Origin of the sequence: Microbacterium sp. R1 (assembly GCF_015159725.1) — a bacterium.
Classification (GTDB): domain Bacteria; phylum Actinomycetota; class Actinomycetes; order Actinomycetales; family Microbacteriaceae; genus Microbacterium; species Microbacterium oxydans.
In genome coordinates this window covers 61,255-82,850 of record NZ_JADDUD010000006.1, presented here as the reverse complement: position 1 = coordinate 82,850, position 21,596 = coordinate 61,255, and the positions used below count along the sequence as shown (strand labels likewise).

Below are 21,596 nucleotides of genomic sequence, written 5' to 3'. Positions count from 1 at the left end.
CTCGTAATCTCCTCCTCACGTGGGGTATCCCGATCCCGCACCGCACCCGAGGAGTGATGATGTCGTTTTCGAAGAAAAGGATGAGGTGGGTTTCCGCAGCCGCGGTTCCCCTTCTCATCGCACTCACTGCCTGTTCAGCGAATGCGCCCGAGTCTGGTGGAGAGGAGCAGGTTCGCGTCGCGTTTCTCAACGTGAGCGCGGCGAACACCTACTTGGCTTCGGCCCGCGACGCGATGGCGGACTACGCCGATGAGGAAAACGTGGAGATCACGGACTTCGATGCGAAGTTCGACGCGGGAGTGCAGGCCAATCAGATCCAGGACGTCATCTCGTCCGGGCAATACCAGGGCGTGATCTTGACGGCGCTCGATGGCGCCGGCATGGTCCCGGCCGTCCAGGAAGCCTTGGACGCGGGTCTCGAGGTCGTCGTGCTCAACCAGATCGTCGGAGACAGGTTCGACACCGCGGATCCGCAGGTTGACGGAGTGGCCGCATCTGTCGTGTCGCCTCCGGAGATCACCGGCGAACGGCTTGGCCAGTTGACGGCCGACGCATGCGCCGACATCGATCCGTGCCGGGTCGTGTACATGTTCGGACTCAAGGGCACAGCATTCGACAATGCTGTGCGGGCGGGCTTCGACTCGTCGGTCGACGATGCGAAGAACGTGGAGATCGTGGCGGAGCCCGAGGGCGGGTTCCTTGGCACCGACGAGCCGCTCAAAGCGACTCAGGACGTGATTCAGGCGACCCCGGAGTTCGATGTGCTGGTGGGCAGCGGGGACCAGCAGGTCAAGGGAGCGCAGCTGGCGCTCGCTGACGCCGGCATGTCCTCGGTCAAGCTCATCGGTGTCGGTGGCTCGGAGCCCGCCATCGCCGGCATCAAGGACGGCACGTGGTTCGGGACGATCGCCCTCGCTCCCGCCGATGAGGGACGCTTCGCGATCGAAGCAATGGTCGCGGCCATCCGCGACTCCAAGAAGACAGGTGGCATCGACGCGGTCGAGGACCTCCCTGGTGGCGGACTGATCACGTCCGACAACGTCGCCGACTTCACCGCACAGTGGAAGGGCTGAGAAGATGACTACGCCCGCGCCGTTCCTTAACCTCACGAACATCGCCAAGTCGTTTGATGGCGTTCACGCTCTTCGTGACATCGCCGTCACCATCCGGCGGGGCACGGTACATGCGTTGGTTGGAGAAAACGGCGCGGGCAAGTCCACCCTCGGCAAGGTGATCGCAGGCGTTCACGGCGAGGACCAGGGAACCATCGAGATCGATGGAGTCCGCGTCTCGTTCTCTACGCCCCGAGACGCACTGCGGCACGGCATTACGATCGTCGCTCAGGAGCTCGCACTCGTTCCAACCCGCTCGGTCATCGAGAACGTCTACCTCGGTACCGAGCCGCATATCGGTCCTTTCGTGCGGACCCGAGCGTTGCGGTCTCGCTACGCGACGCTCACCGAAGATAGCGGCATCTTCGTCGACCCTTTTGCCTACGTCGGCGACCTGTCCATTGCTGACCAGCAGAAGGTTGAAATCCTGCGCGCGCTCGCGCGGGGATCATCGCTGATCGTGATGGACGAGCCCACAGCCAGACTGGCGACGCACGAGGCGTTCGCGTTACGCCGCATCGTGAAGCAGCTGAGAGATGCCGGTGCCACGATTGTCTACGTGTCGCACTTCCTTGAAGAGGTGCTCGACATCGCCGACGACATCACGGTTCTCCGCGATGGCCGAGTCATCCGCTCGGGAGCAGCCGCTGTAGAAAGCCCCCAGACCCTCATCGAGAGCATGATCGGTCGACCTTTGGCTGCGGCCTTCCCATCAAAGCAATACCCGGAAGGCGGCGGCCGCACGATGCTCGAAGTGTCCGGTCTCAGCGGTCGCGGTTTTCACGATGTCTCCCTGCAGGTTTCCCCTGGCGAGATTGTCGCCCTTACGGGACTGGTGGGATCAGGGCGCACTGAAGTCGTCCGAGCACTCTTCGGCGCTGATCGATCGACATCCGGCACGGTGCTCCTCGACGGGTCGCCGTACCTCCGCCGGAAGCCGTGGCGGTCTGTTGAACGGGGAATCGCACTGCTTCCAGAGTCCCGAAAACTCGAGGGCCTGTTCCTCAGCTTCTCGATCTCGGACAATGTGTCGTTGGCGTCGCTGAAGAAGTTCAGCAGAGGTGGGTTCGTCCGGACCGGACGTGAGCGGGCGGCTGTATCTGAGCGGCTCGCCGAAGTGGACGTCCGCATGCGCAACGCTACGGACCCCGTCGGGCTTCTTTCTGGCGGAAACCAGCAGAAGACAATGTTCGCGAAGTCGCTCCTGACCCGGCCGCGCCTGTTGATCATCGATGAACCCACCCGTGGGGTCGACGTCGGTGCGAAGCGACAGATCTACGACCTCATAGTCCGACTCGCTCAAGAAGGAATGGCGGTGCTGGTCGTGTCTTCCGAGATGGAGGAAGTGATCGGCATCGCGCACCGCGTCGCGGTGATGCGGCAGGGAGAGATTGTCGGAACCCTCGCAGGGGATGACGTGACAGAACACGCCATCGCCCTACTCGCCTTCGGCTCGGATGGCCTCATGCAGCACCCTCAAGGAAAGGAATAACCCGTGACCACGATCGAGGCGCAGACTTCACCACGCGGGGCTCAGATTCGCCGCTATCTCTCGAGGTACGCCATTGTCTGGGTGACGCTGGCGCTCTTCGTTCTTCTTGCTGTGTCCACTCAAGGATTCCTCACCCCCCAGAACTTGACGAACATTCTCGCCCAGCAGGCGACGGTGCTCATCGTGGCCGTGCCTTTCACTCTCCTCATGATCGCCGGCAGCTTCGACATCAGCCTTTCCGCCGTCTACGTCGCTGCACCTATCGTTGGCATCCAGCTTCAGATCGCCACGGGGTCGATTTGGCTCGCCGTCCTCGGCGGCATCGCATTCGGAATCGTCTGCGGTGTGGTGAACGCGATCGTCGTCGTCCGGTTCAACATCAACTCCTTCATCGCCACGCTCGCGACTTCCTTCATCATCTTCGGTGTCGGATACCTTGTCAGCGGACAGTCGATTGTCGTCCCGACAGACCCCGACTTCCGCGGGCTGGCAATGACCCGCATCCTCGGGCTCACCTCCGCGACATGGTTCGCGCTCCTGGCGGTGGCGGTCTTCTGGGTGCTTCTGGCTCGCACCCGATACGGGCGATACGTCTACGCCACTGGCGCGAACCCCGAGGCGGCACGGCTCTCTGGGGTGAGGGCAGGATGGATCGTCGCATCGACTTTCCTGCTCGCGGGAGGAGCGGCAGGGTTCGCCGGGGTGCTAAACGCGTCTCGAAGCGCGAGCGCGCAGGCGTCCGATGACTTCACCTTCGCGTTCGGCGTGATCGCTGCCGTCGTCGTCGGTGGCACGTCAATCGCAGGCGGATCGGGTGCTGTATGGCGAACCGTGGTGGGCGTCGTGTTCATCGCGCTCCTCAACAACGGGTTCAACCTGAACCAGGTGGATCCGATCATCCAGCGCATCATCCTCGGCTGCGTGATTCTCCTCGCAGTCGGAATCGACGCTGTGACTCGACGCGGAAAGGCCGGATAGCAGGAACGCATAGCGAAGCACGGACAGAGAAGTGGGACGAGGCACTCACTTGGGGCGGCGACACGACAGTCGCGCGATTTGACCCGGAGACCGGCGCGCACTTCTTCGTCCGGATCGACTCGACCCGACTCGGACCGGCCGCGGGCGGCACGCGTGCTGTCGTGTACACGAACCCCGCGGATGCATTGATTGATGCTGGCCGGCTGGCAGGAGCAACGACCCTGAAGATGGCCGTGGCGGGACTGCCCATGGGCGGAGGAAAATCTGTCATCGCTCGGGTCAAGCGCTGAACACCGCCCGTGGCGTCTTCGCTACTATCCTCGCCACTGCCTCCAGGCTCGGGTACTCGAGCCTCAAGGGGCGGCGGTTGATCGTTCAAGGGCTGGGCGCCGTCGGGGGAGATCTAGCTGTGATGTCCAGGCGGGTTGTTGAGCCTGCTGAGGGGTGGGGCTCCGATGGTGGAGTGGTGCCTGTGATGATTGTAGAAGTGGATCCAGTCGGGTAGGGCAGCGCGTCGTTCGGTCTCCGATTCGTAGAAACGTGCATAGGCCCATCCGTCGGCGAGGGTGCGGTGGAATCGCTCGATCTTGCCGTTCGTCTGCGGTCGGTAGGGGCGGGTGCGTTGGGGGCTGATGCTGAGCTCAGCGCAAGCGTCGCGCCAGGCGAACGAGCGATACGCCGATCCGTTGTCGGAGAGGACGCGTTCGACGGTGACCCCGCGATCAGCGAACCAGGTGACCGCGCGTTGGAGAACACCGACCGCGGTGGCGCCCTTCTCGTCCTGACAGATCTCGACGTAAGCGACCCGGGAGTGGTCATCGATCACGGTGTGCAGGAAAGCGGTGCCCAACAATGGTGCGCGACGATTCCCGCCGCGCGTCTTGGTATTCGCCCGGTTGCGATCGCCCTGCGACTTGCCGACGTAACGCCAACCGCCCGCGTCAGGGATGTTGCCGAACTTCGTCACGTCAACGTGGATCATTGACCCGGGATAGTCGTGTTCGTAGCGACGGATCGGCTCGCCCGTGACCCGGTCGATATGCGAGAGCCGGTTGATGCGGCACCGAGTCAGCACCGCATGAACGGTCGAAGCCGGGATACCCACTCTCCCGCGATCTGAGCCGGGCCGAACCGTCTGCGCCATCGCACTCGCAGGATCCGCTTCACGATCTCTGGCGACGTCTTCGTCGGCATCGACCGGGGCCGACTGGAACGGTCGACCATTCCGGCCGCCCCCTCGGCGCGATAACGATGCGCCCATTTGCGCGCCGTGATCGGCGAGACCATAAACATCTTCGCCGCGACCGTTGCCGGCCACCGATCCTCAACGACGAGCTTCGCAAGCCGGAGACGAGCGCGCGGAGTGAGAGCAGCATGGGCGTGGGACATGAAGGCCTCCTGAGTCCGGAAAGTGGTTCCTAGACAGCTCCAATCTCGCAACAGGAGGCCTTCGCTATCCGCAGATCACACGCGATTCACACAACAACGTCCCTGGACATCACATCTAGTCGGCCCCGCTCGGGTCTTCACGCCCGCCGAAGAAATTGAAGGCGCCGATGGAGTGGCGACTTCTTTTGGGTGATCCTCACCCGCACTTCGTGCCCCGTCGCAGTCCTCGCGGGTTTCGCATTGTAGAGGCGGTGACGGGCCCACGCCTTGATGGCGGACGCGGTGAGCTAGGCCTCGAATCCGCGACAAGCACGCTGATCCGAGCGGCGCCAGGTGTCCCCCAGGTGTCCCCGGGCATCGCGAGGATACTGTTTCAGATGATCTCTCGCGTGCCGGAAGTGCCTCACGTGCATCCTGAGAACCCCTGTTCATCCGCCAAGAGCAGGAGCTTCCTCGGCTGATCAGGTCCAGCGTCTCGGAGCCGCAATTTCGTCAGGATCACCCTGCTAAGGTGGAGTCCCCTCACGGGGACCAGGGGTTCAAATCCCCTCGTCTCCGCGGTAGATTCCCTGGTCAGAGCCCTTTTTACGAGGTTCTATCCTCCTTCCTGCGAATCGGGTTTGACGCGTTCTCAGGGGAGTGTGAGGGGAGCGGCGAGTTCAAGCGGTGCAGCGCTTTGATGTCTTGCGCCTCTCCGAGTACGTGCGCGTAGACCTTCAAACGGTGCGCGGATCGTCGCCTAACCACGCCGCAACCTGGTTGATCGGGATGCCCTGTCGGAGCCACGTGCTCGCGGCGAAGTGCCGGAGATCGTGGATCGTGTGCTCAGGCGAGGTCGTCGTCCAGGCGACCGCCCGACGGAAGTAGGTGCCACGCAGTTGCAGGCCCGTCGCGCTCGTTGCCAGGTCTCCGACCCGCAGCGCCCGCAGCTCAGACCAGCGCAGCCCCGAAAGGCTCAGCCACTCGGTAATGAGCGCACCATGCGGCGACCGCTCTCGCTGAGTGGCGAGTATGCGAGCCAAAATCGATGCCGTCCGCGGAGCGCCCTCGTTAGCTTGGACAGCCCCGGACGGCATCCGTACTCCACGCACCGGATTCGACGGCGTAAGACGCTGCCGAACAGCCCACGACCAGAGCGCAGAGAGGGTCGTCCTCGTCCGCGAGACCGTCGAGTGAGCACGGCTGCCCAACAGATCAGTGAGCAGGGAGAGCACATCTGCTTTAGACACTGCCCCGATAGGACGAGCGGCAAACTTCGGGGGGCGAGGTCGTCTCGATCCGTGCGCAGAGTGTGTGGGGCGACCTGGCCTGAACGAGCTTCGAGGAACGCAGCCGCAACTTCAGATACCGGGGTCTTGGCTCGTTGCGGTGACACGAACCCGCCACCGTGCAACGCTTCCTTCTGCTGGCGCTCCCAGGACTCGGCAGCCCGTTTCGTGGAGAACGACTTATCCGCAACGACACGGCCTCCGGAGTGAAGCCGGACACGCCAACGTACCCCGGAGGCCGTCTCCCTCCGCTCAATGCTCAATGTCGACCCCGGCAAGCGAGAGGACTGCGGCGGCTGGGTACAACCGACGCGCTCCGATTCCCAAAGGCTTGATCGGGAAGGCACCCGCACGCACTTTACGGCTGATCGTGGACGGGTGAAGGTGCATGAGCTCCAAGAGTCTGAGCAACTTGATGAACTCCTCGGTGCCCTGGGAAATTTGCAGACAGAACTGGATGCGTACACGCGAATCGTGGCTGCGTACGCGATGCGTGATCAGAAGTACACCCTGCTCGAAGCCGCAACAAGGTTGAACACTGGCAAGAGCACGCTGTCACGCTGGCGTCTTCATACGATCGCGCTCGACGGTCGCTATCGGGCTGAGTGACCTGACCCGCAACCACTCGCTTCGCGGGACGATAAGGCTTGACCAGTACCCTGCTTGCTCGGGCCGTGGCGCTGGCGAAGTGCAGCGCTAGGGTGAGTACCGTGAGCGCAAGTGGGCCGTTGTGGGTGGTCGTCCTCGTTGGTGCGCTCTCCGGCGTGATAGGCGCAATCGTCGGGCCGATTATGCAGCGCGTCTTTGCACGTAACGATCGCGCCGTCGATGCACGCCAAGAGTGGGTCAAGCTTAAGCTGCAGACGGTATTTGGCGTCGGTGACGAGTGGGTTTCGAGTGACGGCCCGCAAGTTGCGTTTATGCGCTTGGTTCCTCCATACGGAGCTACGGCACACTACTACGACATGCACACGATCAACTGGGCCGTGCAAGAGTCAGTCGACCTCATGATGCTTCAGCCCCGGAGGAGCGCTTGGGCGCGACAGTGGTTGTACGACTGGCATTTCACGCTCCAGCACGAGTTCAGCGTTCTCCATGCTTGGTTTCACTATAACGAGGAGCGCGATCAGTGGAACGACGAGCGGTACGAACGGGCAGACAGCCTGTATCAGCGCCGAGTGCGGCGAGTGCAGAGCGCGCTGTCGATCTGGGGCACCGGCCAGTGGCTGACTCATCCAAGTTGGAGGTTGCGGCTATCGACGTCGAGGCTCGGTGCGAAGGTGAGAAATCGGGAGACCCCCGCGGCTAAGTCCGCTCCTGAGGAAATCCGTAACGGTGCGTACTTGCAAAATTGCGACTGTGGTCAACGAGGGCTCGAAGCATGGTCGAGGCTCCACAATGTTGAGGCCGAGGTTTCGGAGGAGCAGCCACCCGTCGAGTAGAAGTGCCTAGCATCTGCGACACCCGCGCCAGTACCGTCGATATGCTGTGCGTAGAAGGCGGCGAAGATGCTGTCAAAAGGAGTTTGTATGTCACCGGCGGCACAACTACTTCCAGAGCATAATCACGCATGCGAAAGTGCGCGACTGTCAAGTTGCAACTGTTTCTGCCACGGCGCGGGCCATCAGCTTGATCTCATCAAGCGAGCCGTTTCTTGCACTCCGAGTGGTGTGAACAACATCGGTCAGCTACTCAGTGACCTCGAGGGCATCTACGGTGGATTTCACTCCGGCTTGCGCGACGCGGCTACGCCTACGCGACGCAAGGTGCCCGACGACCTCCCGCAGATCGATCTAAATCAACGACGAGGCGCGACCTGGGTTGAGACGCTTCTCGTTGACGAGGCGGTTCACGCCGCGTTCGTCACAGTCGCCCGGGCGAGCGTCTCTCTTAGCGACGCAGAACGAGCTAGCCGACAGGACTTCGTTGTCCAACTTGCCGAAGGCGCGCTTCGCGCTGTTGGCGGTGATGTGGAGTCGCACAATATCTGTGACGGACATCTTTGGTGCAGCGTTCTCGCAGAGACGAACGACCCGAGTAGCGCAAGTTCCACTTTGAGTGTTGCGCAGGCGTCGCCATATGGGCGCATCGCGTACCCACGTAGCCGTCAGGCACGGATTCCGCGAGCACTGGCGACGGTGCGTGCAGGAGGTGTCGCTCACGCACGAGCTTTGGTTGCGTCCAGCGCCTCAGTTCCAGGGTTGGCGGACATTATTCACCTCGTGGGTTCAGCCACATGTCCTGACCTTTGGCATCATCCGGCTGCCGTCCGATATTCGCTGATCCCGTTTGTCGCAAACTCTGGATGGGCACCGACAGGGACCACGAGTATCGCAACTCAGTCCCAACTCCAGGTGCTTGAGCAGCGATGGGATAAGCGGGGCAACTGGTAGGGCGAAGCGCGGAAAATTCCCATCCATGAACAAGGGCGACCGCTTCGCGGTCGCAGGGCGGGACGGGAGCGGCTGCGCGTGCGGCTGGCGCCGTTCTCACCGCCCCCGTCCGAACTCGACCCTTTTCATGTCGGCAACTTCAGGCCATGCAATGCGCCGTATCGCAGCTGCCGCAGGCGCAACCGTGCCACGCCACTTGGCTGCAGTAGTCGTATCCGTCCAGATCGATCGGGAGACCGCGCAAATCGACGCCGGAGGGTGCGTGTATGGTTCCACACTCACATCGTCGCCGTGCTTTGTCCCACGGCTTCGGGACTCTGTGAACAGCACCACAGCTGGGAGCGCTGAGCGTGATGAAACGGAAGCCCTTCACCGGCTGCCCGTCAGCGTCGTACATGCCCGAACGCGCGAGCCGCTGCCAATCACCCCGACATTGTGCCGCGCACCACGGGCACACCGCCGTACGCCGCGACTGACAGTGAACGAATACGCCAGGCTGAGCCTCATAGGGGCGAGCGCAATTCGAACGCCGCATCGCTTCTGCGAAGGCATCTGCAAGACCTGAATCCGACATCCCAGTCGGTTGGCCAGGGGAGCAGCAGGGGAGTCGCACCGCCGCACACGCCGAGAACTGGCGTGCATCCGATGCGCGAAGCCGCACGATTACACGGCCAGCGCGATTCCCGTGGCACTGCTAAGGTGGAGTCCCCTCACGGGGACCAGGGGTTCAAATCCCCTTGTCTCCGCAGAAGAACCCCCGCTCCGGCGGGGGTTTTCTCGTTCCCGGCCCCTGGGCTCCCGTGTCGGGGCAGACTCGAATCATGCTTCGCGACATCACCACGATCGTCTTCGATGTGCTGGGCACCCTGGTCGATGAGCCCGGAGGGCTTCGCGCTGCCATCGAGGAGGCGGGTGGCTCTCCCCGTGATTCCGATGGACTCCTCGCCGTCTGGCAACGTCATATCGACGGGGAGCAGCGCCGGATCGCACGGGGTGAGCGCGACTACGTCGACTCCGGGATCCTGGATCGCGAGGCGGCGACACTGGTGGCGCAGACCGCGGGGATCACGGATGCCGCCACCGTCGATCGCCTCGCGACCGCGGCGAAGCGTCTTCCCGCCTGGCCGGATTCGCGCGAGGGCATCGAGCGTCTCGCCGCCCGCTTCCGTGTGCTCGGGCTGTCGAACGCGAACCCGGAGTCGCTGCACGCGCTCGGGGAGCACGCCGGACTGCCGTGGCACGGAGCGCTATCGGCGGACGCCGTCGAGGCTTACAAGCCCTCCCCGCGGGTCTACCGGCTCGCGGTGGAGGAGGCGGGCGGCGACCCGACGCGCGTGCTCATGGTCGCCGCACACGCCTGGGATCTCCGAGGCGCCGGAGCCGCGGGGATGAGGACCGCGTACGTACCGCGTCCGGCAGGTGATCCGCCCGAGGACACCGACGCCTTCGACGGGCGCTTCCCCCGCCTGGCCGAGCTGGCGGAGGCGTTGGGCTGAAGCGGCGGGATCGTCTCGTGTCTGTGTCCGACCCGACGTTCGGCTCAGCCCTCGGGTAGCCTCGTCCGCATGTCCTCCGCCACGACGCAGACCCACAGACGCGAAGCCTTCGGCTCGCGGAACGTGTTCATCCTCTCCGCGATCGGCTCAGCGGTCGGCCTCGGGAACATCTGGCGGTTCCCCTACGTCGCCTACGAGGGCGGCGGCGGGGCATTCCTCATCCCGTACCTGTGCGCGCTGCTGACCGCCGGCATCCCGCTGCTGTTCTTCGACTACGCGATCGGTCATCGATACCGCGGATCGGCGCCTCTCGCCTTCCGTCGTCTGCACCGTGCTGCCGAGCCCCTCGGATGGTGGCAGGTGCTCATCTGCGTCGTGATCGCCGTCTACTACGCCGTGATCATCGCGTGGGCGGCCATGTACACCTGGTTCTCGGCCCAGCTCACCTGGGGTGCGGGCAACGAGAACGACTTCTTCTTCGCCGACTTCCTGCGCTCGGCGGACGTCGCCGAAGTCGGCGTCTCGACCGACTTCGTCCCCCAGGTCGGCATCCCTCTCGTGGTCGTGTGGCTCATCGTCATCGTGATCATGGCGCTGGGTGTGAAGCGCGGCATCGGCAGGGCGAACATGATCCTGATGCCGTTGCTCACGGTCATGTTCGCGATCCTCGTGGTGCAGTCGCTGTTCCTCCCCGGTGCGATGGACGGCCTCAACGCCTTCTTCACCCCGAACTGGGAGGCACTCGCCGACCCGGGCGTCTGGGCCTCCGCGTACGGCCACATCTTCTTCTCGCTGTCGGTCGCGTTCGGCATCATGGTGACCTACTCCTCGTATCTCAAGCGCAAGACCGACCTGACCGGTTCGGGACTCGTCGTGGCCTTCGCGAACTCGGGCTTCGAGATCCTCGCCGGCATCGGTGTCTTCGCGGCCCTCGGCTTCATGGCGCAGGCGCAGGGGACCGAGGTGGCGGGAGTCGCCTCTTCCGGCATCGGATTGGCGTTCATCGCGTTCCCGACGATCGTGTCGCAGGCGACGGGCGGATCGATCATCGGCGTCCTCTTCTTCGGGGCTCTGGTGTTCGCCGGAGTCACCTCGCTCATCTCCATCCTCGAGGTGATCGTCGCCGCGCTGCAGGACAAGCTGGGCTGGGCGCGTGTGCGCACGACCCTGACCGTGGCGATCCCGCTCGCTATCGTCTCGATGGCGCTGTTCTCGACGACGACGGCGCTCTCCGTCCTCGATACGGTCGATGCCTTCGTCAACTCTTTCGGCATCATGGCGGTCGCCCTGGTGGCCGTGATCATCGTGGCCTGGTTGCTGCACAAGCTGCCGGTGCTGGTCGAGCACCTCAATCGTCGATCGAGCTTCCGGGTGGGCGCGATCTGGAAGCTGCTCGTCGGCGTGCTGGCACCCGTCGTGCTCGGGTACCTCTTCATCAGCGAGCTCATCGCGAAGACGTCCGAGCCCTACAGCGGCTACCCCGCCTGGTTCCTCGCCGTCTTCGGATGGGGCATGGTGATCGCCCTCGTGGTGCTGGCCCTGGTCCTGTCGGCGTTGCCGTGGAGCGGCCGTTCCCACGCGAAGGACGATCCCGAGTACGACGAGTTCCTCGTCGAAGAGGAGTACGAGCCGGATGCGGAGACGTCCGCGATCCCGGCCGTTGGCACCACGACGAAGGGAGCGAGCGCATGACTCCGATCGCTGTCGTCATGATGATCATCGCCATGGTCACGGTCTGGGGCGGGCTGGTCGCCGGGATCGTGAACCTGGCCCGTCATCCCGAGGAGTCGGGGACGGAGCCGGCACCTCCCGTCGAGCTCTGACCGGGCGTCGACGGAGAACCGATCGCATCCGACCGGAGAAGTCGGGTCGGCGGATGAGATGCGCAGCGACGATGGTGGGGAAAGGAGGACCTCATGATCGGCACGCTGAACGCCCTGGTCGACCTCGTCGACACCTACGGTGTCGCGGGAGAGATCGACATCGACGCGTTCGCCCGTGAGAACGGCACGACGGAGTACCACCTGCGTCGGATGTTCTCGGCGCTGGCGGGGATGCCGCTCTCGGAGTACGTGCGTCGTCGCCGGATGACGCACGCGGGAGCGGAACTCGCAGCCGGCGCTCCGAGCCTGCTCGATGTGGCCGTGCGCCACGGATACGGCTCGGTCGAGGCGTTCGCTCGCGCCTTCCGCGCGGTGCACGGCATCGGACCGGCCGATGCGCGCCGTGACGGGGGCCCTCTCCGTACACAACCCTCGCTCCGGTTCCGCCTGAGCGTGGAAGGGAGCATCCCCATGCACGTCACCATCACCCACCGGCCCGCGCTCGTGCTCGTCGGTCACGCCGTGGAGGTTCCGTTGATCCACGAAGGCGCCAATCCGCACATCCAGGCGCACATCGCGGCCATCCCGCCCGAGGAGCATGCGCGGCTCAAGACCCTCGGCGATGCCGAGCCCTCGGGGATCCTGGCCGTCACGGCAGACGTCGAACCCGACGCCCCGGAAGGCTCGCTGCTGAGGTATCTGCACGGCGTCGCGGTGCAGAGCACGACATCGGTTCCGGAAGACCTCGACGTGCTTCCGGTCGACGAGGGATCGTGGGCGGTCTTCGCCGCCAGTGGGCCCTTCCCCGCCGCTCTGCAGACGCTGTGGGCGGCCACGGCGACGGAGTGGTTCCCGTCGAACCCGTGGAGGCTGCGCCCAGGCCCGTCGGTCGTGCGCTACCTGGAGTTCAGCGGTGACTCCGCGTCGTGCGAGCTCTGGCTTCCGGTCGAACCGGCCTGAGGCCGGCGGGGTGGGCGCGCGTGCGCACCCACCCCGTGTCCGTGGCCCGTGCGACACTGAGCGCACGATCCAGGGAGGCACGTGATGGCGGCCATCGATCCGAAGAAGACACTCGACGCGTACCGGGCGAAGCGGGGCGAGTTCCGCGTCGTCGAGGTGCCGCCCCTGCAGTACCTGATGATCGACGGGGCAGGAGACCCGAACACCGCGCCCGCCTATCGGGACGCCGTGTCGGCGCTGTTCCCCCTGGCATACGCGCTGAAGTTCGCGAGTCGGAACGACCTCGGCATCGACACCGTGGTCATGCCGCTCGAGGGACTCTGGCATGCGCCCGACATGGAGTCGTTCACTTCCCGCCGTGACAAGTCGGCCTGGATGTGGACGATGATGATCATGGTCGGCGATCACATCACCCCCGCGATGTTCGCGGCAGCCGTCGAGTCGGTGTCGCAGAAGGCTGTGAAGAAGAGGGAGCCGATCCCTGCGCTCGACTCCGTGCGGCTGCAGACCCTCGACGAGGGCAGCTGCGTACAGACACTCCACGTCGGACCGTTCGACGACGAAGGACCGGTGCTCGAAGAGCTGCATCACCACTTCATCCCCGACAACGGGTTCCAGATGCGGGGGCTCCATCACGAGATCTACCTGAGCGACCTGCGCCGTGCCGATCCGGCGAAGCTGCGCACCATCCTCCGGCAGCCGATCATGCCGCACGCCTGAGCGACAGGTCGGGAGCGACAGGGCGGGAGCGACAGGCGAGGCGAAATCAAGCCCCTCGGCGGGGTTCCGCACGACGGATACGCTTCAACGATGAGCACGGTCAAGAACGCGGCGCGCGTCGCCAAGAGGTCGTCGACGTTCCGACGGGTCGCCCGTGCCGGCTTCGTCGTCCTCGGTCTCATCCACGTCATCATCGGCTCGGTGGCGATCTCCATCGCGGCCGGCGCCTCCGGTGACGCCGACCAGGACGGGGCCATGGAGCAGATCCGCCAGAGCCCGATCGGAGGGCTGCTGCTCGTGCTCGTGGCCGCCGGGCTGATCGCGCTCGCCGTGTGGCAGATCGCCAGTGCCTTCCTCGCCGCCGATCCGGCCGAGACGAAGAAGTGGGGTCAGCGCGTCAAGCTGTTCGGCATCGCCGCCGCCTACCTCATCGTCGGGGGCATGGCCCTGATCTACGCCGTGGGTGGCAATGCCGACTCCGAGACGGCGTCGAAGACCCTGAGCGCGGTGCTGCTCTCGGCGCCCGGCGGCGTCGCCCTGTTGGTCGTCGTAGGGCTCTCGGTCGTCGGGGTCGGGGTCGGGTTCATCGTCGGCGGCTTCACCCGCGGCTTCGAGAAGCTGCTCGACCTGCCATCGGGAGTCGCCCGCAGGGGCATCGTGACCCTGGGAGTGATCGGCTACTTCGGCAAAGGCACCGCCGTCGCCGTGACCGGGGTGCTCTTCGTCGTCGCCGCCGTCACGCAGGACCCGGAGAAGGGCGCGGGGCTCGATGCCGCCCTGCACAGTCTGCTCGACCTGCCCCTCGGCGGACTCGTCCTGGGTGCTGTCGGCGCGGGGTTCGCCGTCTACGGCGTCTTCTGCATCGCCCGGGCCCGCTACGCCAGGATGTGAGTTCGAGCGTTCACGCGGTGGCGGGTTTCTCGCTCCACACCAGCAGGAAAGCGCCGAGAGCGATCATCAGCCCGCCACCGGTTGCCCCCATCGCCTCAATACGTCGGGGCGAGCGACCGAACCAGTCACGGGCGGCGCTCGCCAGGAGCACCCATACGGCGTCGCAGCTCACGCCGATCACCACGACGACCACCCCGAGCAGGAACAGCTGCGCCGGCACCGATCCGGCATGCAGATCGACGAACTGCGGGAGGATCGCGAGGAAGAACGCGATGGACTTCGGGTTCGTGACGCCGACGACGAAGCCCTCGGTGAGAAGCCGCCAGCCCGAGCGCTTCGCCGGCGCCGTGGCCATGGCTCTCGCCGCGTCCTTCCGGTGGCGGATCGCCTGGATGCCCAGGAAGATCAGGTAGCCGGCGCCGAGCACCTTGACGATCGTGAACAGCACGACCGACTGCGCGATCACGGTGCCGACGCCGAGAGCCACCGCGACGACGAGCACGATCGATCCGACCGCCGTGCCCAGGATGCTGAGGAATCCGCCCATCCGGCCGAGCGCCATGGCTCGGCCGATCGTGAAGAGCACGGTCGGCCCGGGGATGACGACCATGATGAACGCCGCGACGACGAAGGTGAACAGCGTGTCCTGGGCGATCATGGGACGAGCTTAGAGGCGCGGACGCCGGGCGGTCGAGGTCCGCGACCACCCGGCGTCGCTCGAATCGGGGGACGGATCAGGCCGTACCCCAGAAGCGATCCTCCGCTTCCTGGTCCTCGCTCATCAGCCAGACCTCGACGATGCGGCCGTCGGCGACACGGAACACGTCGACACCGTGCTGATCGAGAACGTGCTGATCGAGGTCATCGTGCCCCACGCGCTGCGCGCGGAATCGCACGGTGGCGGATACCAGGGCACCGCTCTCGGTCGCCGACTCCGTCTCGAGGGCGAACGTGCCCCCGCTCAGCTGCATGAACCGTCCCAGGTGCGCGATGATCGCGTCGGGGCCGACGTGATCTCCTGACAGCTGGTTCGCTCCGGGCTGGTGCCAGACGGCATCCGGATGGAAGGTCGCCGCCAGCGCCTCCATGTCTCCGGCGGCCATGGCCGCACCGTACTGTCCTACGACGTCGATCGCCGACATGATGCTCCTTCTCGATGGGTCGGTACTGTGGAGCATCCAGCGTCTCGGCAGGGGCGCGGTTACTTCAACGTCACCGGAAGGGGCAGCGGATGTCGAACACGTGGACGGTGTTCTCGGCCAGCTGCCCGTCGCGCGCATCACTCGCGCGCATCGCGAACAAATGGACCGCGATGATCGTCGTCCTCCTGCACGAGCAGCCTCTGCGCTTCGGCGAATTGCACACCAGGATGGACGGAATCACGAAGAAGGTGCTCGTCGACACGCTCCGCGCCCTGGAACGCGACGGCATGCTGGAGCGCGGCGTCGGAGACGACGGCCACTCCCGCTATCTGCTCACTCCGCTCGGGCGCACGCTGTATGCGCCGCTCCAGGCGCTGCAGGTCTGGGCGGAGTCGCATGTCGAGGACGTACGTGACGCGCAGGACCGCTACGACGCGGCCGCCGACGCGAAGACTCTCGGCGGCCCTTGACCCGTCGCGCCCACCCCCGGTCCGCAGGTGGGAACATGGAGGGATGAGCACTTCTCCCGGTCTCGACGTGATCGCCCCCCTGAACGACGCCGAGGTGCGGCGCATTCGCGGCGACTTCCCGATCCTGGGTGCACAGGTGCACGGGCGTCCGCTGGTGTATCTGGACTCCGGGGCGACGTCACAGCGACCGGTGGCTGTGCTCGACGCCGAGCGCGACTTCGCCACCTCGATGAACTCGGCCGTGCATCGCGGTGCGCACACGCTCGCTGCCGAGGCGACCGAGCTGTTCGAGGACGCCCGCACGGCCGTCGCCCGATTCGTCGGCGCGGACGACGACGAGATCGTCTGGACCTCCAACGCCACCGAGGCGATCAACCTCGTCGCGTACTCCCTCTCGAACGCGTCGCTCGGGCGTGGCGGTGCGGCTGCGGAGCGCCTGCGGCTCCGAGAGGGCGACGAGATCGTCACCACCGAGATGGAGCACCACGCGAACCTCATCCCGTGGCAGGAGCTCGCGGCCCGCACCGGCGCCACGCTCAAGGTGATCCCCCTCGACGACGACGGTGCCCTGCGGCTCGACGCCGCGGCCGAGCTGATCACGGCACGCACCAAGCTCGTCGCCTTCACGCACGTCTCCAACGTTCTGGGAGTCATCAATCCCGTGGAGCAGCTGGTCGCGCTCGCCCGTAAGGTCGGGGCGCTGACGCTGCTCGACGCCTGCCAGTCGGCACCGCATCTGCCCCTCGATGTGCGCGCCCTCGACGTCGACTTCGCCGTGCTGTCCGGACACAAGATGCTCGGACCCACCGGGATCGGTGCCCTCTACGGCCGCCGCGAGGTGCTGGCAGCGATGCCGCCCTTCCTGACGGGCGGCTCGATGATCACGACGGTCACCACGACCGAAGCCGAGTACCTTCCGCCGCCGCAGCGTTTCGAGGCGGGCACGCAGCGGGTGTCGCAGGCGATCGCGCTCGCCGCAGCGGTCGGCTACCTGACCGAGGTCGGGATGCCGCGTATCGCCGCGCATGAGGCGGCCTTCGGTCGACGACTCGTCGACGGTCTGAGCGCGATCGACGGGGTGCGCGTGCTCGGCGCTGGTATCGACCTGCCCCGCGTGGGACTGGCGAGCTTCGACGTCCAGGGCATCCACTCCCACGACGTGGGGCAGTTCCTCGACGATCTCGGCATCGCGGTGCGCGTCGGCCATCACTGCGCACAGCCGCTGCACCGCCGGCTCGGCGTGACCTCGTCCACCAGGGCGAGCACCTATCTCTACACGACCGATGCCGAGGTGGATGCCGTGATCGAGGGCGTCGCCGGAGCCATCGACTTCTTCCGGAGGGGCGCATGAGCGACCTGCAGAACCTGTATCAGGAGCTGATCCTCGACCACTCGCGCACCCCGCACGGGTATGGGCTGCGGGAGGAGATCCCGGCGCAGTCGCACCAGCTGAACCCGACCTGCGGCGACGAGATCACCCTCCAGGTGCACCGCGGAGCCGACGGCGGCATCGAGGCTATCGCCTGGGAGGGACACGGCTGCGCGATCTCGCAGGCATCCGCCTCGCTGCTGGCAGAGCTCGCCGAGGGGCTCAGCGTCGAAGACCTCGAGGTGCGCATCGCCGCATTCCGCGAGGCGATGCGCTCCCGCGGCAAGATCGAACCCGATGAGGAGCTGCTCGGAGATGCCGCAGCTCTCGGTGGGGTGTCGAAGTACGTCGCACGCGTCAAGTGCGCCATGCTCGCCTGGGTCGCAGCGGAAGACGCGCTCACCCGCAGCTGAGGTGCAGGATGGACGCATGTCCGTGCAGCTGATGCCCCTGCCCGCCGAACGCTTCGACGAATGGCGGTCCGCCGCGCGGAAGCGTCTCATCGACGGCAACAGGGCGTCGGACCGGCGCCCCGGCGTCGACGCGGTCGCCCACGTCGATCAGCTCTTCGGTGAGGTGTTCCCGGGCTCCGCCGCGACCGCGACCGCGCGGGTCATGCGCGTGGTCATGGACGCGGAAGGGGAGGTCGGGACGCTCCTGCTGATTCTGCGGGACGACAAGCTCTTCCTCCTCGACCTCGTCGTCGACGAGCCGTTCACCGACGCGCACAGCGACGATCTGCTCGCAGAGATCCTGCGGGTCGCGCGAGAAGAGGGCGCCACGCAGGTCGGCATGCAGCTGTTCCCGCAGGACTCGACCGGTCGGGCGTTCGCGAGCGGGAGAGGCTTTGAGGTGGCCTCCATCCAGATGGTGCTCGAGCCGCTCCCTGCGCGCGACGTCGCTTCCCACGTCGACGTGTCGCCGATGATCCCGGAGCGCTTCCCGACGTTCGCCGCCGCATCGGAGGAGGGGTTCGCGAACGACCTCGTCGAGTCCGGTCGCTACACCCCGGAGGAGGCGCTCGCCGAGTCGCATCGTCAGATGATCGCCGAGCTTCCCGACGGACTCGACACCGCGGGGCAGGAGCTCTTCACCGCCTCCGTCGACGGGACGGAGGTCGGCATCCTGTGGGTCGGCGTGCGTCAGCGCGAAGGTCGTCCTCATGTGTTCGTCCTGGACATCGAGGTGGCCGCCGAGCACCGGCGCAGAGGGTACGGGCGCGAACTGATGCATGCCGTCGAGCGGGAGGCGCGCCGGCTCGGTGCGGACTCGATCGGTCTGCACGTCTTCGGCTTCAACACGGGAGCGATCGACCTGTACGAGCAGCTGGGCTACCGCCGCACCGAGGAGAGCCTGCTCCGTGACGTCTGAGCCGTCGTAGGAGGACTCGACGGGAATAGCCTCGAGCGCCCGGCGTTGGTCCCGACATGACAACTCTCGGAATCATCGGTGCAGGACACATCGGCAGCCAGGTCGCACGCGTGGCGATCGCGAACGGGTACGACGTGGTGATCGCGAACTCGCGGGGACCGGAGACTCTCGCCGACCTCGTCGCCGAGCTCGGCCCGAACGCTCGCGCCGCCACTGCGGAGGATGCCGCCGCCGCTGCGGACGTCGCGGTCGTCACGGTGCCACTCCGCGCGATCGACGACCTGCCTGCAGAGCAACTCGCCGGCAAGATCGTGCTCGACACGAACAACTACTACTTCGAGCGGGACGGGCACATCGAAGCCCTCGACAAGGGGGAGACGACGACGTCGGAGCTGGTGCAGCGCGCGCTCCCGAACTCCAAGATCGCGAAGGCCTTCAACCACATCTTCGCCTCGGAGATCACGTCGGACGGCACTCCTGCCGGCACGCCGAACCGGCGGGCGTTGGCGACTGCCGGTGATGATGCGGAGGCTGTCGCCTTCGTGACCCGCTTCTACGACGAGGCAGGGTTCGACACCGTCAACGTGGGACCGCTCAGCGAGTCGTGGCGGGTCGAGCGTGACCGTCCGGCGTATGTGGTCCGACAGAACGCGGAAGAGCTGACGGAGAACCTCGCACGCGCGAACCGTCTGCCCTGACCATCGATGCGGGTGGGGGGACGCATCCTCTCGCCCGGTCGTCGGGGTCCATCGGCGCGGAGCCTTGGGATACCAAAAGTTGAGGAACACCGGCAGGGGTGCGACAATGCCCAGATGGCGGGGGCTATAGCAGCAGGCGGGGAACTCGAGTCGGTGCGGGTCACCCGCATCCTTCGTGACGACATCATCCTCGGACACCGGAAGCCGGGTGCACGACTCGTCGAGCGGGACATCGCCGCGGAGTTGAACGTGTCCCGCCTTCCGGTCCGCGAAGCCATCCGCACGCTCGTCGCCGAGGGGATCGTGGTCGCGCGTCCTCGTACCTGGGCTGTCGTGAGGGAGTTCACGCACCGCGACATCCAGGACTTCGCAGAGGTGCGAGAGGCCATCGAGACGCTGATCTTCGTCTTCGCGGCGGAGCGGCACGACGAGGCGGGTATCGCCCGCATCCGTGCCGCGTACGAGCGCGAGCTCGCGGCCGCACGTGCCGAGGATTCCGAGGCGGCGAGGATCGCGGCGGCGGAGTTCCATGAGGTCGCCGTCGAACTCGCCGCGAACGAGATGCTCGGAGAGCTGATCGCCGTCTTCCTCACCCGTCTGCGCTGGCTGTTCGGTCAGCACGACGACCTGCTCGCCATGGCGGACGAGCACAGGATCATCCTCGAGGCGATGACGGCGCGCGATACGGAGGCGCTGCGTCGGATCGTGCCGGCGCACCTCGCCAGCGGCCAGTCCGCGGCGGAGCGGCGGCTTGCGGCGCGCAGCGACCTGACGGTCTGAGCCTCGCGGGTCCGCGCCCCCCCCGAGGTGAGGTCCTGCGGAGGCGCCTCCGGTTGTATATTGGGGCGATCGGAGTCGGTCCGGAACTGGTGCGCTGTCCTGGGGAGCGAGATGCGAGGTCTTGCTGTCGCGGTCGGATGCCTCTTACTTGTCGGTGGGATCACAGTCGTCGCCATCGCCGATCAGGAGCGTCTGGAATCGATCGCCGCGGTCAAAGCGGAGATCGTGCGGATCGAACGCGCGCTGGAGACGACGAGGAGCGACAACCGGGAGCTCGCCGCGCAGCTGACCGCGCTGCGTTCTCAGCTCGCCGAGCAGGACGCGCAGATCGCGGACACGACGGGTTTCCTCCCGTGATGCGTCGCGCCGTGGCCGTCGCGCTCGCGGCCTCCGTGCTCCTCGTCTCGGGGATGATCGGCAGATCCCAGGGCCTCGAGCAGGAGAGGGCGTCCGCCGTCGCTGAGCTGACCGCGCTCACCGAGCAGTACCACGATGCCGGACAGCGTACGGACTACCTCGATGGCGCGGTCGACCGCGCGGAGCAGGACACCGCGGAGCGTGCCGCCGTCCTCGCCCAGCGTCCCGCCTTCCTCGCGGAGGTGCAGGCGCTCACCGTCGCCCTCAAGGGTGCGGAGGGGCGGGTGGACACCGCCGCGCACCGTGCTGCCGCGCTTTCGGCACAGCAGACGGTCGCCGCCGAGAAGGAGAACCCCGACACGGTCGCTGCGGCCACGGCGACCGTGCACGCGCTCACCGAGAAGGTCGGCACGGAGGTCGCCTCGTGGCAGGCGGCGCAGAGCTCGGGCCCCGGCGGGCCGGCGTGGTCGTCGAGCGGCCCTGACGGCTACGCGCGGGTGCGGGCGGCGCTCGACCTCGTCGGCGGTGGAGGCGTCGGGCTCTACGAATCGTCGTCCTGTGCGGGGGGAAACGCCCCGGCCTGCGCGAACAGCAACGGGTACATCAAGTACCGCGCCGACATCGCGAGCTGGGGCGCCGGCCGGTTGAACTGGGCGATGGCGCACGAGCTCGCGCACATCTATCAGTTCCGTGTATGGGGCTCGCTCACGTCGTCCGGTGCCTACGGGTCGCTGTTCGGCGGCGACCCGGAGTTCCTCGCCAACTGCATGGCCGTGGTGCGCGGATATCCCGGATCGGTCGGCTGCAACGGCGATCAGCAGGCGTGGGCCTCGGGCATCTGGGTGGGCGTCGTCCGCTGAGGCGGTGCGCCTCAGCGGCGTCAGGAT

Annotated in this window: 24 protein-coding genes, 1 tRNA gene and 1 pseudogene; 21 read left to right on the top strand and 5 right to left on the bottom strand. The window is 66.1% G+C overall.

Features of this window, described 5'->3' with window-relative positions:
• The first annotated feature begins 56 nt into the window (after window positions 1–56).
• The 4 genes from ILP86_RS18470 (at window position 57) to ILP86_RS19680 (ending at window position 3,872) form a co-directional block, all read left to right on the top strand.
• The gene (locus ILP86_RS18470) at window positions 57–1,073 is read left to right on the top strand and encodes a sugar ABC transporter substrate-binding protein (protein WP_308431977.1); all 1,017 of its coding nucleotides are present in this window, start codon (window positions 57–59) and stop codon (window positions 1,071–1,073) included.
• 4 nt (window positions 1,074–1,077) lie between these two features.
• Window positions 1,078–2,604: a sugar ABC transporter ATP-binding protein gene (locus ILP86_RS18465; protein ID WP_193762609.1), complete on the top strand. Its 1,527-nt coding sequence runs from the start codon at window positions 1,078–1,080 to the stop codon at window positions 2,602–2,604.
• Window positions 2,605–2,748: 144 nt separating this feature from the next.
• Complete coding sequence (locus tag ILP86_RS18460; protein WP_227751400.1) at window positions 2,749–3,582, top strand: ABC transporter permease; 834 nt, start codon at window positions 2,749–2,751, stop codon at window positions 3,580–3,582.
• Window positions 3,522–3,872, top strand: coding sequence for a Glu/Leu/Phe/Val dehydrogenase dimerization domain-containing protein (locus ILP86_RS19680; protein ID WP_227751410.1), 351 nt, complete (start codon window positions 3,522–3,524; stop codon window positions 3,870–3,872). Before ILP86_RS18460 ends, ILP86_RS19680 begins: the two co-directional genes overlap by 61 nt.
• Window positions 3,873–3,985: 113 nt before the next feature.
• Here ILP86_RS19680 and ILP86_RS18450 read toward each other — a convergent pair.
• Window positions 3,986–4,971: pseudogene (locus ILP86_RS18450) on the bottom strand (IS481 family transposase).
• Between the two features lie 477 nt (window positions 4,972–5,448).
• Here ILP86_RS18450 and ILP86_RS18445 point away from each other — a divergent pair.
• Window positions 5,449–5,529 (top strand) — tRNA-Ser (locus tag ILP86_RS18445).
• A 158-nt stretch (window positions 5,530–5,687) separates the two neighbouring features.
• On the opposite strand, the gene ILP86_RS18440 is transcribed toward ILP86_RS18445, so the two are convergent.
• Window positions 5,688–5,993 carry a hypothetical protein gene (locus ILP86_RS18440; RefSeq protein ID WP_193762608.1) on the bottom strand — a complete coding sequence of 102 codons (306 nt, stop codon included), beginning with the start codon at window positions 5,991–5,993 and terminating at the stop codon, window positions 5,688–5,690.
• Between the two features lie 501 nt (window positions 5,994–6,494).
• Between ILP86_RS18440 and ILP86_RS18435 the strand changes: the two genes are divergently transcribed.
• Together ILP86_RS18435 and ILP86_RS18430 are read left to right on the top strand one after the other, a co-directional pair.
• Window positions 6,495–6,848: a hypothetical protein gene (locus ILP86_RS18435; RefSeq protein WP_193762607.1), complete on the top strand. Its 354-nt coding sequence runs from the start codon at window positions 6,495–6,497 to the stop codon at window positions 6,846–6,848.
• A 101-nt stretch (window positions 6,849–6,949) separates the two neighbouring features.
• A complete protein-coding gene (locus ILP86_RS18430) occupies window positions 6,950–7,681 on the top strand; it encodes a hypothetical protein (protein ID WP_193762606.1) in 732 nt (243 codons plus the stop codon).
• 1,090 nt (window positions 7,682–8,771) lie between these two features.
• Here the strand turns inward: ILP86_RS18430 and ILP86_RS20045 are convergent.
• On the bottom strand, window positions 8,772–9,167 hold the full coding sequence (locus ILP86_RS20045) for a replication initiator (protein ID WP_350502259.1): 396 nt from the start codon (window positions 9,165–9,167) through the stop codon (window positions 8,772–8,774).
• A 286-nt stretch (window positions 9,168–9,453) separates the two neighbouring features.
• On the opposite strand from ILP86_RS20045, the gene ILP86_RS18425 reads away from it, so the two are divergent.
• From ILP86_RS18425 to ILP86_RS18400, 6 genes are all read left to right on the top strand, one after another.
• A complete protein-coding gene (locus tag ILP86_RS18425; RefSeq protein WP_193762605.1) occupies window positions 9,454–10,128 on the top strand; it encodes a haloacid dehalogenase type II in 675 nt (224 codons plus the stop codon).
• Window positions 10,129–10,197: 69 nt separating this feature from the next.
• Window positions 10,198–11,820, top strand: coding sequence for a sodium-dependent transporter (locus ILP86_RS18420; RefSeq protein WP_193762604.1), 1,623 nt, complete (start codon window positions 10,198–10,200; stop codon window positions 11,818–11,820).
• Window positions 11,817–11,951 carry a methionine/alanine import family NSS transporter small subunit gene (locus ILP86_RS19675; protein WP_227751399.1) on the top strand — a complete coding sequence of 45 codons (135 nt, stop codon included), beginning with the start codon at window positions 11,817–11,819 and terminating at the stop codon, window positions 11,949–11,951. Before ILP86_RS18420 ends, ILP86_RS19675 begins: the two co-directional genes overlap by 4 nt.
• 93 nt (window positions 11,952–12,044) lie before the next feature.
• Window positions 12,045–12,911: a GyrI-like domain-containing protein gene (locus tag ILP86_RS18410; RefSeq protein ID WP_193762603.1), complete on the top strand. Its 867-nt coding sequence runs from the start codon at window positions 12,045–12,047 to the stop codon at window positions 12,909–12,911.
• An 84-nt stretch (window positions 12,912–12,995) separates the two neighbouring features.
• The gene (locus ILP86_RS18405; RefSeq protein WP_193762602.1) at window positions 12,996–13,631 is read left to right on the top strand and encodes a GyrI-like domain-containing protein; all 636 of its coding nucleotides are present in this window, start codon (window positions 12,996–12,998) and stop codon (window positions 13,629–13,631) included.
• A gap of 90 nt (window positions 13,632–13,721) precedes the next feature.
• Window positions 13,722–14,522, top strand: a complete 801-nt coding sequence (locus tag ILP86_RS18400; protein ID WP_113681192.1) for a DUF1206 domain-containing protein — start codon at window positions 13,722–13,724, stop codon at window positions 14,520–14,522.
• Window positions 14,523–14,532: 10 nt separating this feature from the next.
• On the opposite strand, the gene ILP86_RS18395 is transcribed toward ILP86_RS18400, so the two are convergent.
• Window positions 14,533–15,180: a LysE family translocator gene (locus tag ILP86_RS18395; RefSeq protein WP_061016105.1), complete on the bottom strand. Its 648-nt coding sequence runs from the start codon at window positions 15,178–15,180 to the stop codon at window positions 14,533–14,535.
• A 76-nt stretch (window positions 15,181–15,256) separates the two neighbouring features.
• Window positions 15,257–15,664, bottom strand: coding sequence for a nuclear transport factor 2 family protein (locus ILP86_RS18390; protein WP_046746717.1), 408 nt, complete (start codon window positions 15,662–15,664; stop codon window positions 15,257–15,259).
• Between the two features lie 89 nt (window positions 15,665–15,753).
• Between ILP86_RS18390 and ILP86_RS18385 the strand changes: the two genes are divergently transcribed.
• From ILP86_RS18385 to ILP86_RS18350, 8 genes are all read left to right on the top strand, one after another.
• Window positions 15,754–16,134, top strand: coding sequence for a helix-turn-helix domain-containing protein (locus ILP86_RS18385; protein WP_061016101.1), 381 nt, complete (start codon window positions 15,754–15,756; stop codon window positions 16,132–16,134).
• A 43-nt stretch (window positions 16,135–16,177) separates the two neighbouring features.
• Window positions 16,178–17,485: an aminotransferase class V-fold PLP-dependent enzyme gene (locus ILP86_RS18380; RefSeq protein WP_193762601.1), complete on the top strand. Its 1,308-nt coding sequence runs from the start codon at window positions 16,178–16,180 to the stop codon at window positions 17,483–17,485.
• The gene (gene sufU / locus ILP86_RS18375; RefSeq protein WP_046746714.1) at window positions 17,482–17,916 is read left to right on the top strand and encodes a Fe-S cluster assembly sulfur transfer protein SufU; all 435 of its coding nucleotides are present in this window, start codon (window positions 17,482–17,484) and stop codon (window positions 17,914–17,916) included. Before ILP86_RS18380 ends, sufU begins: the two co-directional genes overlap by 4 nt.
• A 16-nt stretch (window positions 17,917–17,932) precedes the next feature.
• Window positions 17,933–18,874, top strand: a complete 942-nt coding sequence (locus ILP86_RS18370; RefSeq protein WP_193762600.1) for a GNAT family N-acetyltransferase — start codon at window positions 17,933–17,935, stop codon at window positions 18,872–18,874.
• A gap of 56 nt (window positions 18,875–18,930) precedes the next feature.
• The gene (locus ILP86_RS18365) at window positions 18,931–19,572 is read left to right on the top strand and encodes an NADPH-dependent F420 reductase (RefSeq protein WP_046746713.1); all 642 of its coding nucleotides are present in this window, start codon (window positions 18,931–18,933) and stop codon (window positions 19,570–19,572) included.
• Between the two features lie 114 nt (window positions 19,573–19,686).
• Window positions 19,687–20,352, top strand: coding sequence for a GntR family transcriptional regulator (locus ILP86_RS18360; RefSeq protein WP_046746712.1), 666 nt, complete (start codon window positions 19,687–19,689; stop codon window positions 20,350–20,352).
• A gap of 111 nt (window positions 20,353–20,463) precedes the next feature.
• Window positions 20,464–20,709, top strand: a complete 246-nt coding sequence (locus ILP86_RS18355; protein ID WP_127011808.1) for a hypothetical protein — start codon at window positions 20,464–20,466, stop codon at window positions 20,707–20,709.
• Window positions 20,709–21,569, top strand: coding sequence for a hypothetical protein (locus tag ILP86_RS18350; RefSeq protein ID WP_058631592.1), 861 nt, complete (start codon window positions 20,709–20,711; stop codon window positions 21,567–21,569). The genes ILP86_RS18355 and ILP86_RS18350 overlap by 1 nt, the downstream gene beginning before the upstream one ends.
• Window positions 21,570–21,596 lie beyond the last annotated feature (27 nt).

Excerpts from the sequence above, each read along its gene's own strand:
- ILP86_RS18400 (WP_113681192.1), top strand. The coding sequence starts at position 13,722 with ATGAGCACGGTCAAGAACGCGGCGCGCGTCGCCAAGAGGTCGTCGACG.
- ILP86_RS18360 (WP_046746712.1), top strand. The coding sequence starts at position 19,687 with ATGGCGGGGGCTATAGCAGCAGGCGGGGAACTCGAGTCGGTGCGGGTC.
- ILP86_RS18365 (WP_046746713.1), top strand. The coding sequence starts at position 18,931 with ATGACAACTCTCGGAATCATCGGTGCAGGACACATCGGCAGCCAGGTC.
- ILP86_RS18410 (WP_193762603.1), top strand. The coding sequence starts at position 12,045 with ATGATCGGCACGCTGAACGCCCTGGTCGACCTCGTCGACACCTACGGT.
- ILP86_RS18390 (WP_046746717.1), bottom strand. The coding sequence starts at position 15,664 with ATGTCGGCGATCGACGTCGTAGGACAGTACGGTGCGGCCATGGCCGCC.
- ILP86_RS18355 (WP_127011808.1), top strand. The coding sequence starts at position 20,464 with ATGCGAGGTCTTGCTGTCGCGGTCGGATGCCTCTTACTTGTCGGTGGG.
- ILP86_RS18370 (WP_193762600.1), top strand. The coding sequence starts at position 17,933 with ATGTCCGTGCAGCTGATGCCCCTGCCCGCCGAACGCTTCGACGAATGG.
- ILP86_RS18470 (WP_308431977.1), top strand. The coding sequence starts at position 57 with ATGATGTCGTTTTCGAAGAAAAGGATGAGGTGGGTTTCCGCAGCCGCG.
- sufU (WP_046746714.1), top strand. The coding sequence starts at position 17,482 with ATGAGCGACCTGCAGAACCTGTATCAGGAGCTGATCCTCGACCACTCG.
- ILP86_RS18380 (WP_193762601.1), top strand. The coding sequence starts at position 16,178 with ATGAGCACTTCTCCCGGTCTCGACGTGATCGCCCCCCTGAACGACGCC.
- ILP86_RS18405 (WP_193762602.1), top strand. The coding sequence starts at position 12,996 with ATGGCGGCCATCGATCCGAAGAAGACACTCGACGCGTACCGGGCGAAG.
- ILP86_RS18395 (WP_061016105.1), bottom strand. The coding sequence starts at position 15,180 with ATGATCGCCCAGGACACGCTGTTCACCTTCGTCGTCGCGGCGTTCATC.
- ILP86_RS18350 (WP_058631592.1), top strand. The coding sequence starts at position 20,709 with ATGCGTCGCGCCGTGGCCGTCGCGCTCGCGGCCTCCGTGCTCCTCGTC.
- ILP86_RS18420 (WP_193762604.1), top strand. The coding sequence starts at position 10,198 with ATGTCCTCCGCCACGACGCAGACCCACAGACGCGAAGCCTTCGGCTCG.
- ILP86_RS18385 (WP_061016101.1), top strand. The coding sequence starts at position 15,754 with ATGTCGAACACGTGGACGGTGTTCTCGGCCAGCTGCCCGTCGCGCGCA.
- ILP86_RS18425 (WP_193762605.1), top strand. The coding sequence starts at position 9,454 with ATGCTTCGCGACATCACCACGATCGTCTTCGATGTGCTGGGCACCCTG.
- ILP86_RS18465 (WP_193762609.1), top strand. The coding sequence starts at position 1,078 with ATGACTACGCCCGCGCCGTTCCTTAACCTCACGAACATCGCCAAGTCG.
- ILP86_RS18435 (WP_193762607.1), top strand. The coding sequence starts at position 6,495 with ATGCTCAATGTCGACCCCGGCAAGCGAGAGGACTGCGGCGGCTGGGTA.
- ILP86_RS20045 (WP_350502259.1), bottom strand. The coding sequence starts at position 9,167 with ATGCGGCGTTCGAATTGCGCTCGCCCCTATGAGGCTCAGCCTGGCGTA.
- ILP86_RS19675 (WP_227751399.1), top strand. The coding sequence starts at position 11,817 with ATGACTCCGATCGCTGTCGTCATGATGATCATCGCCATGGTCACGGTC.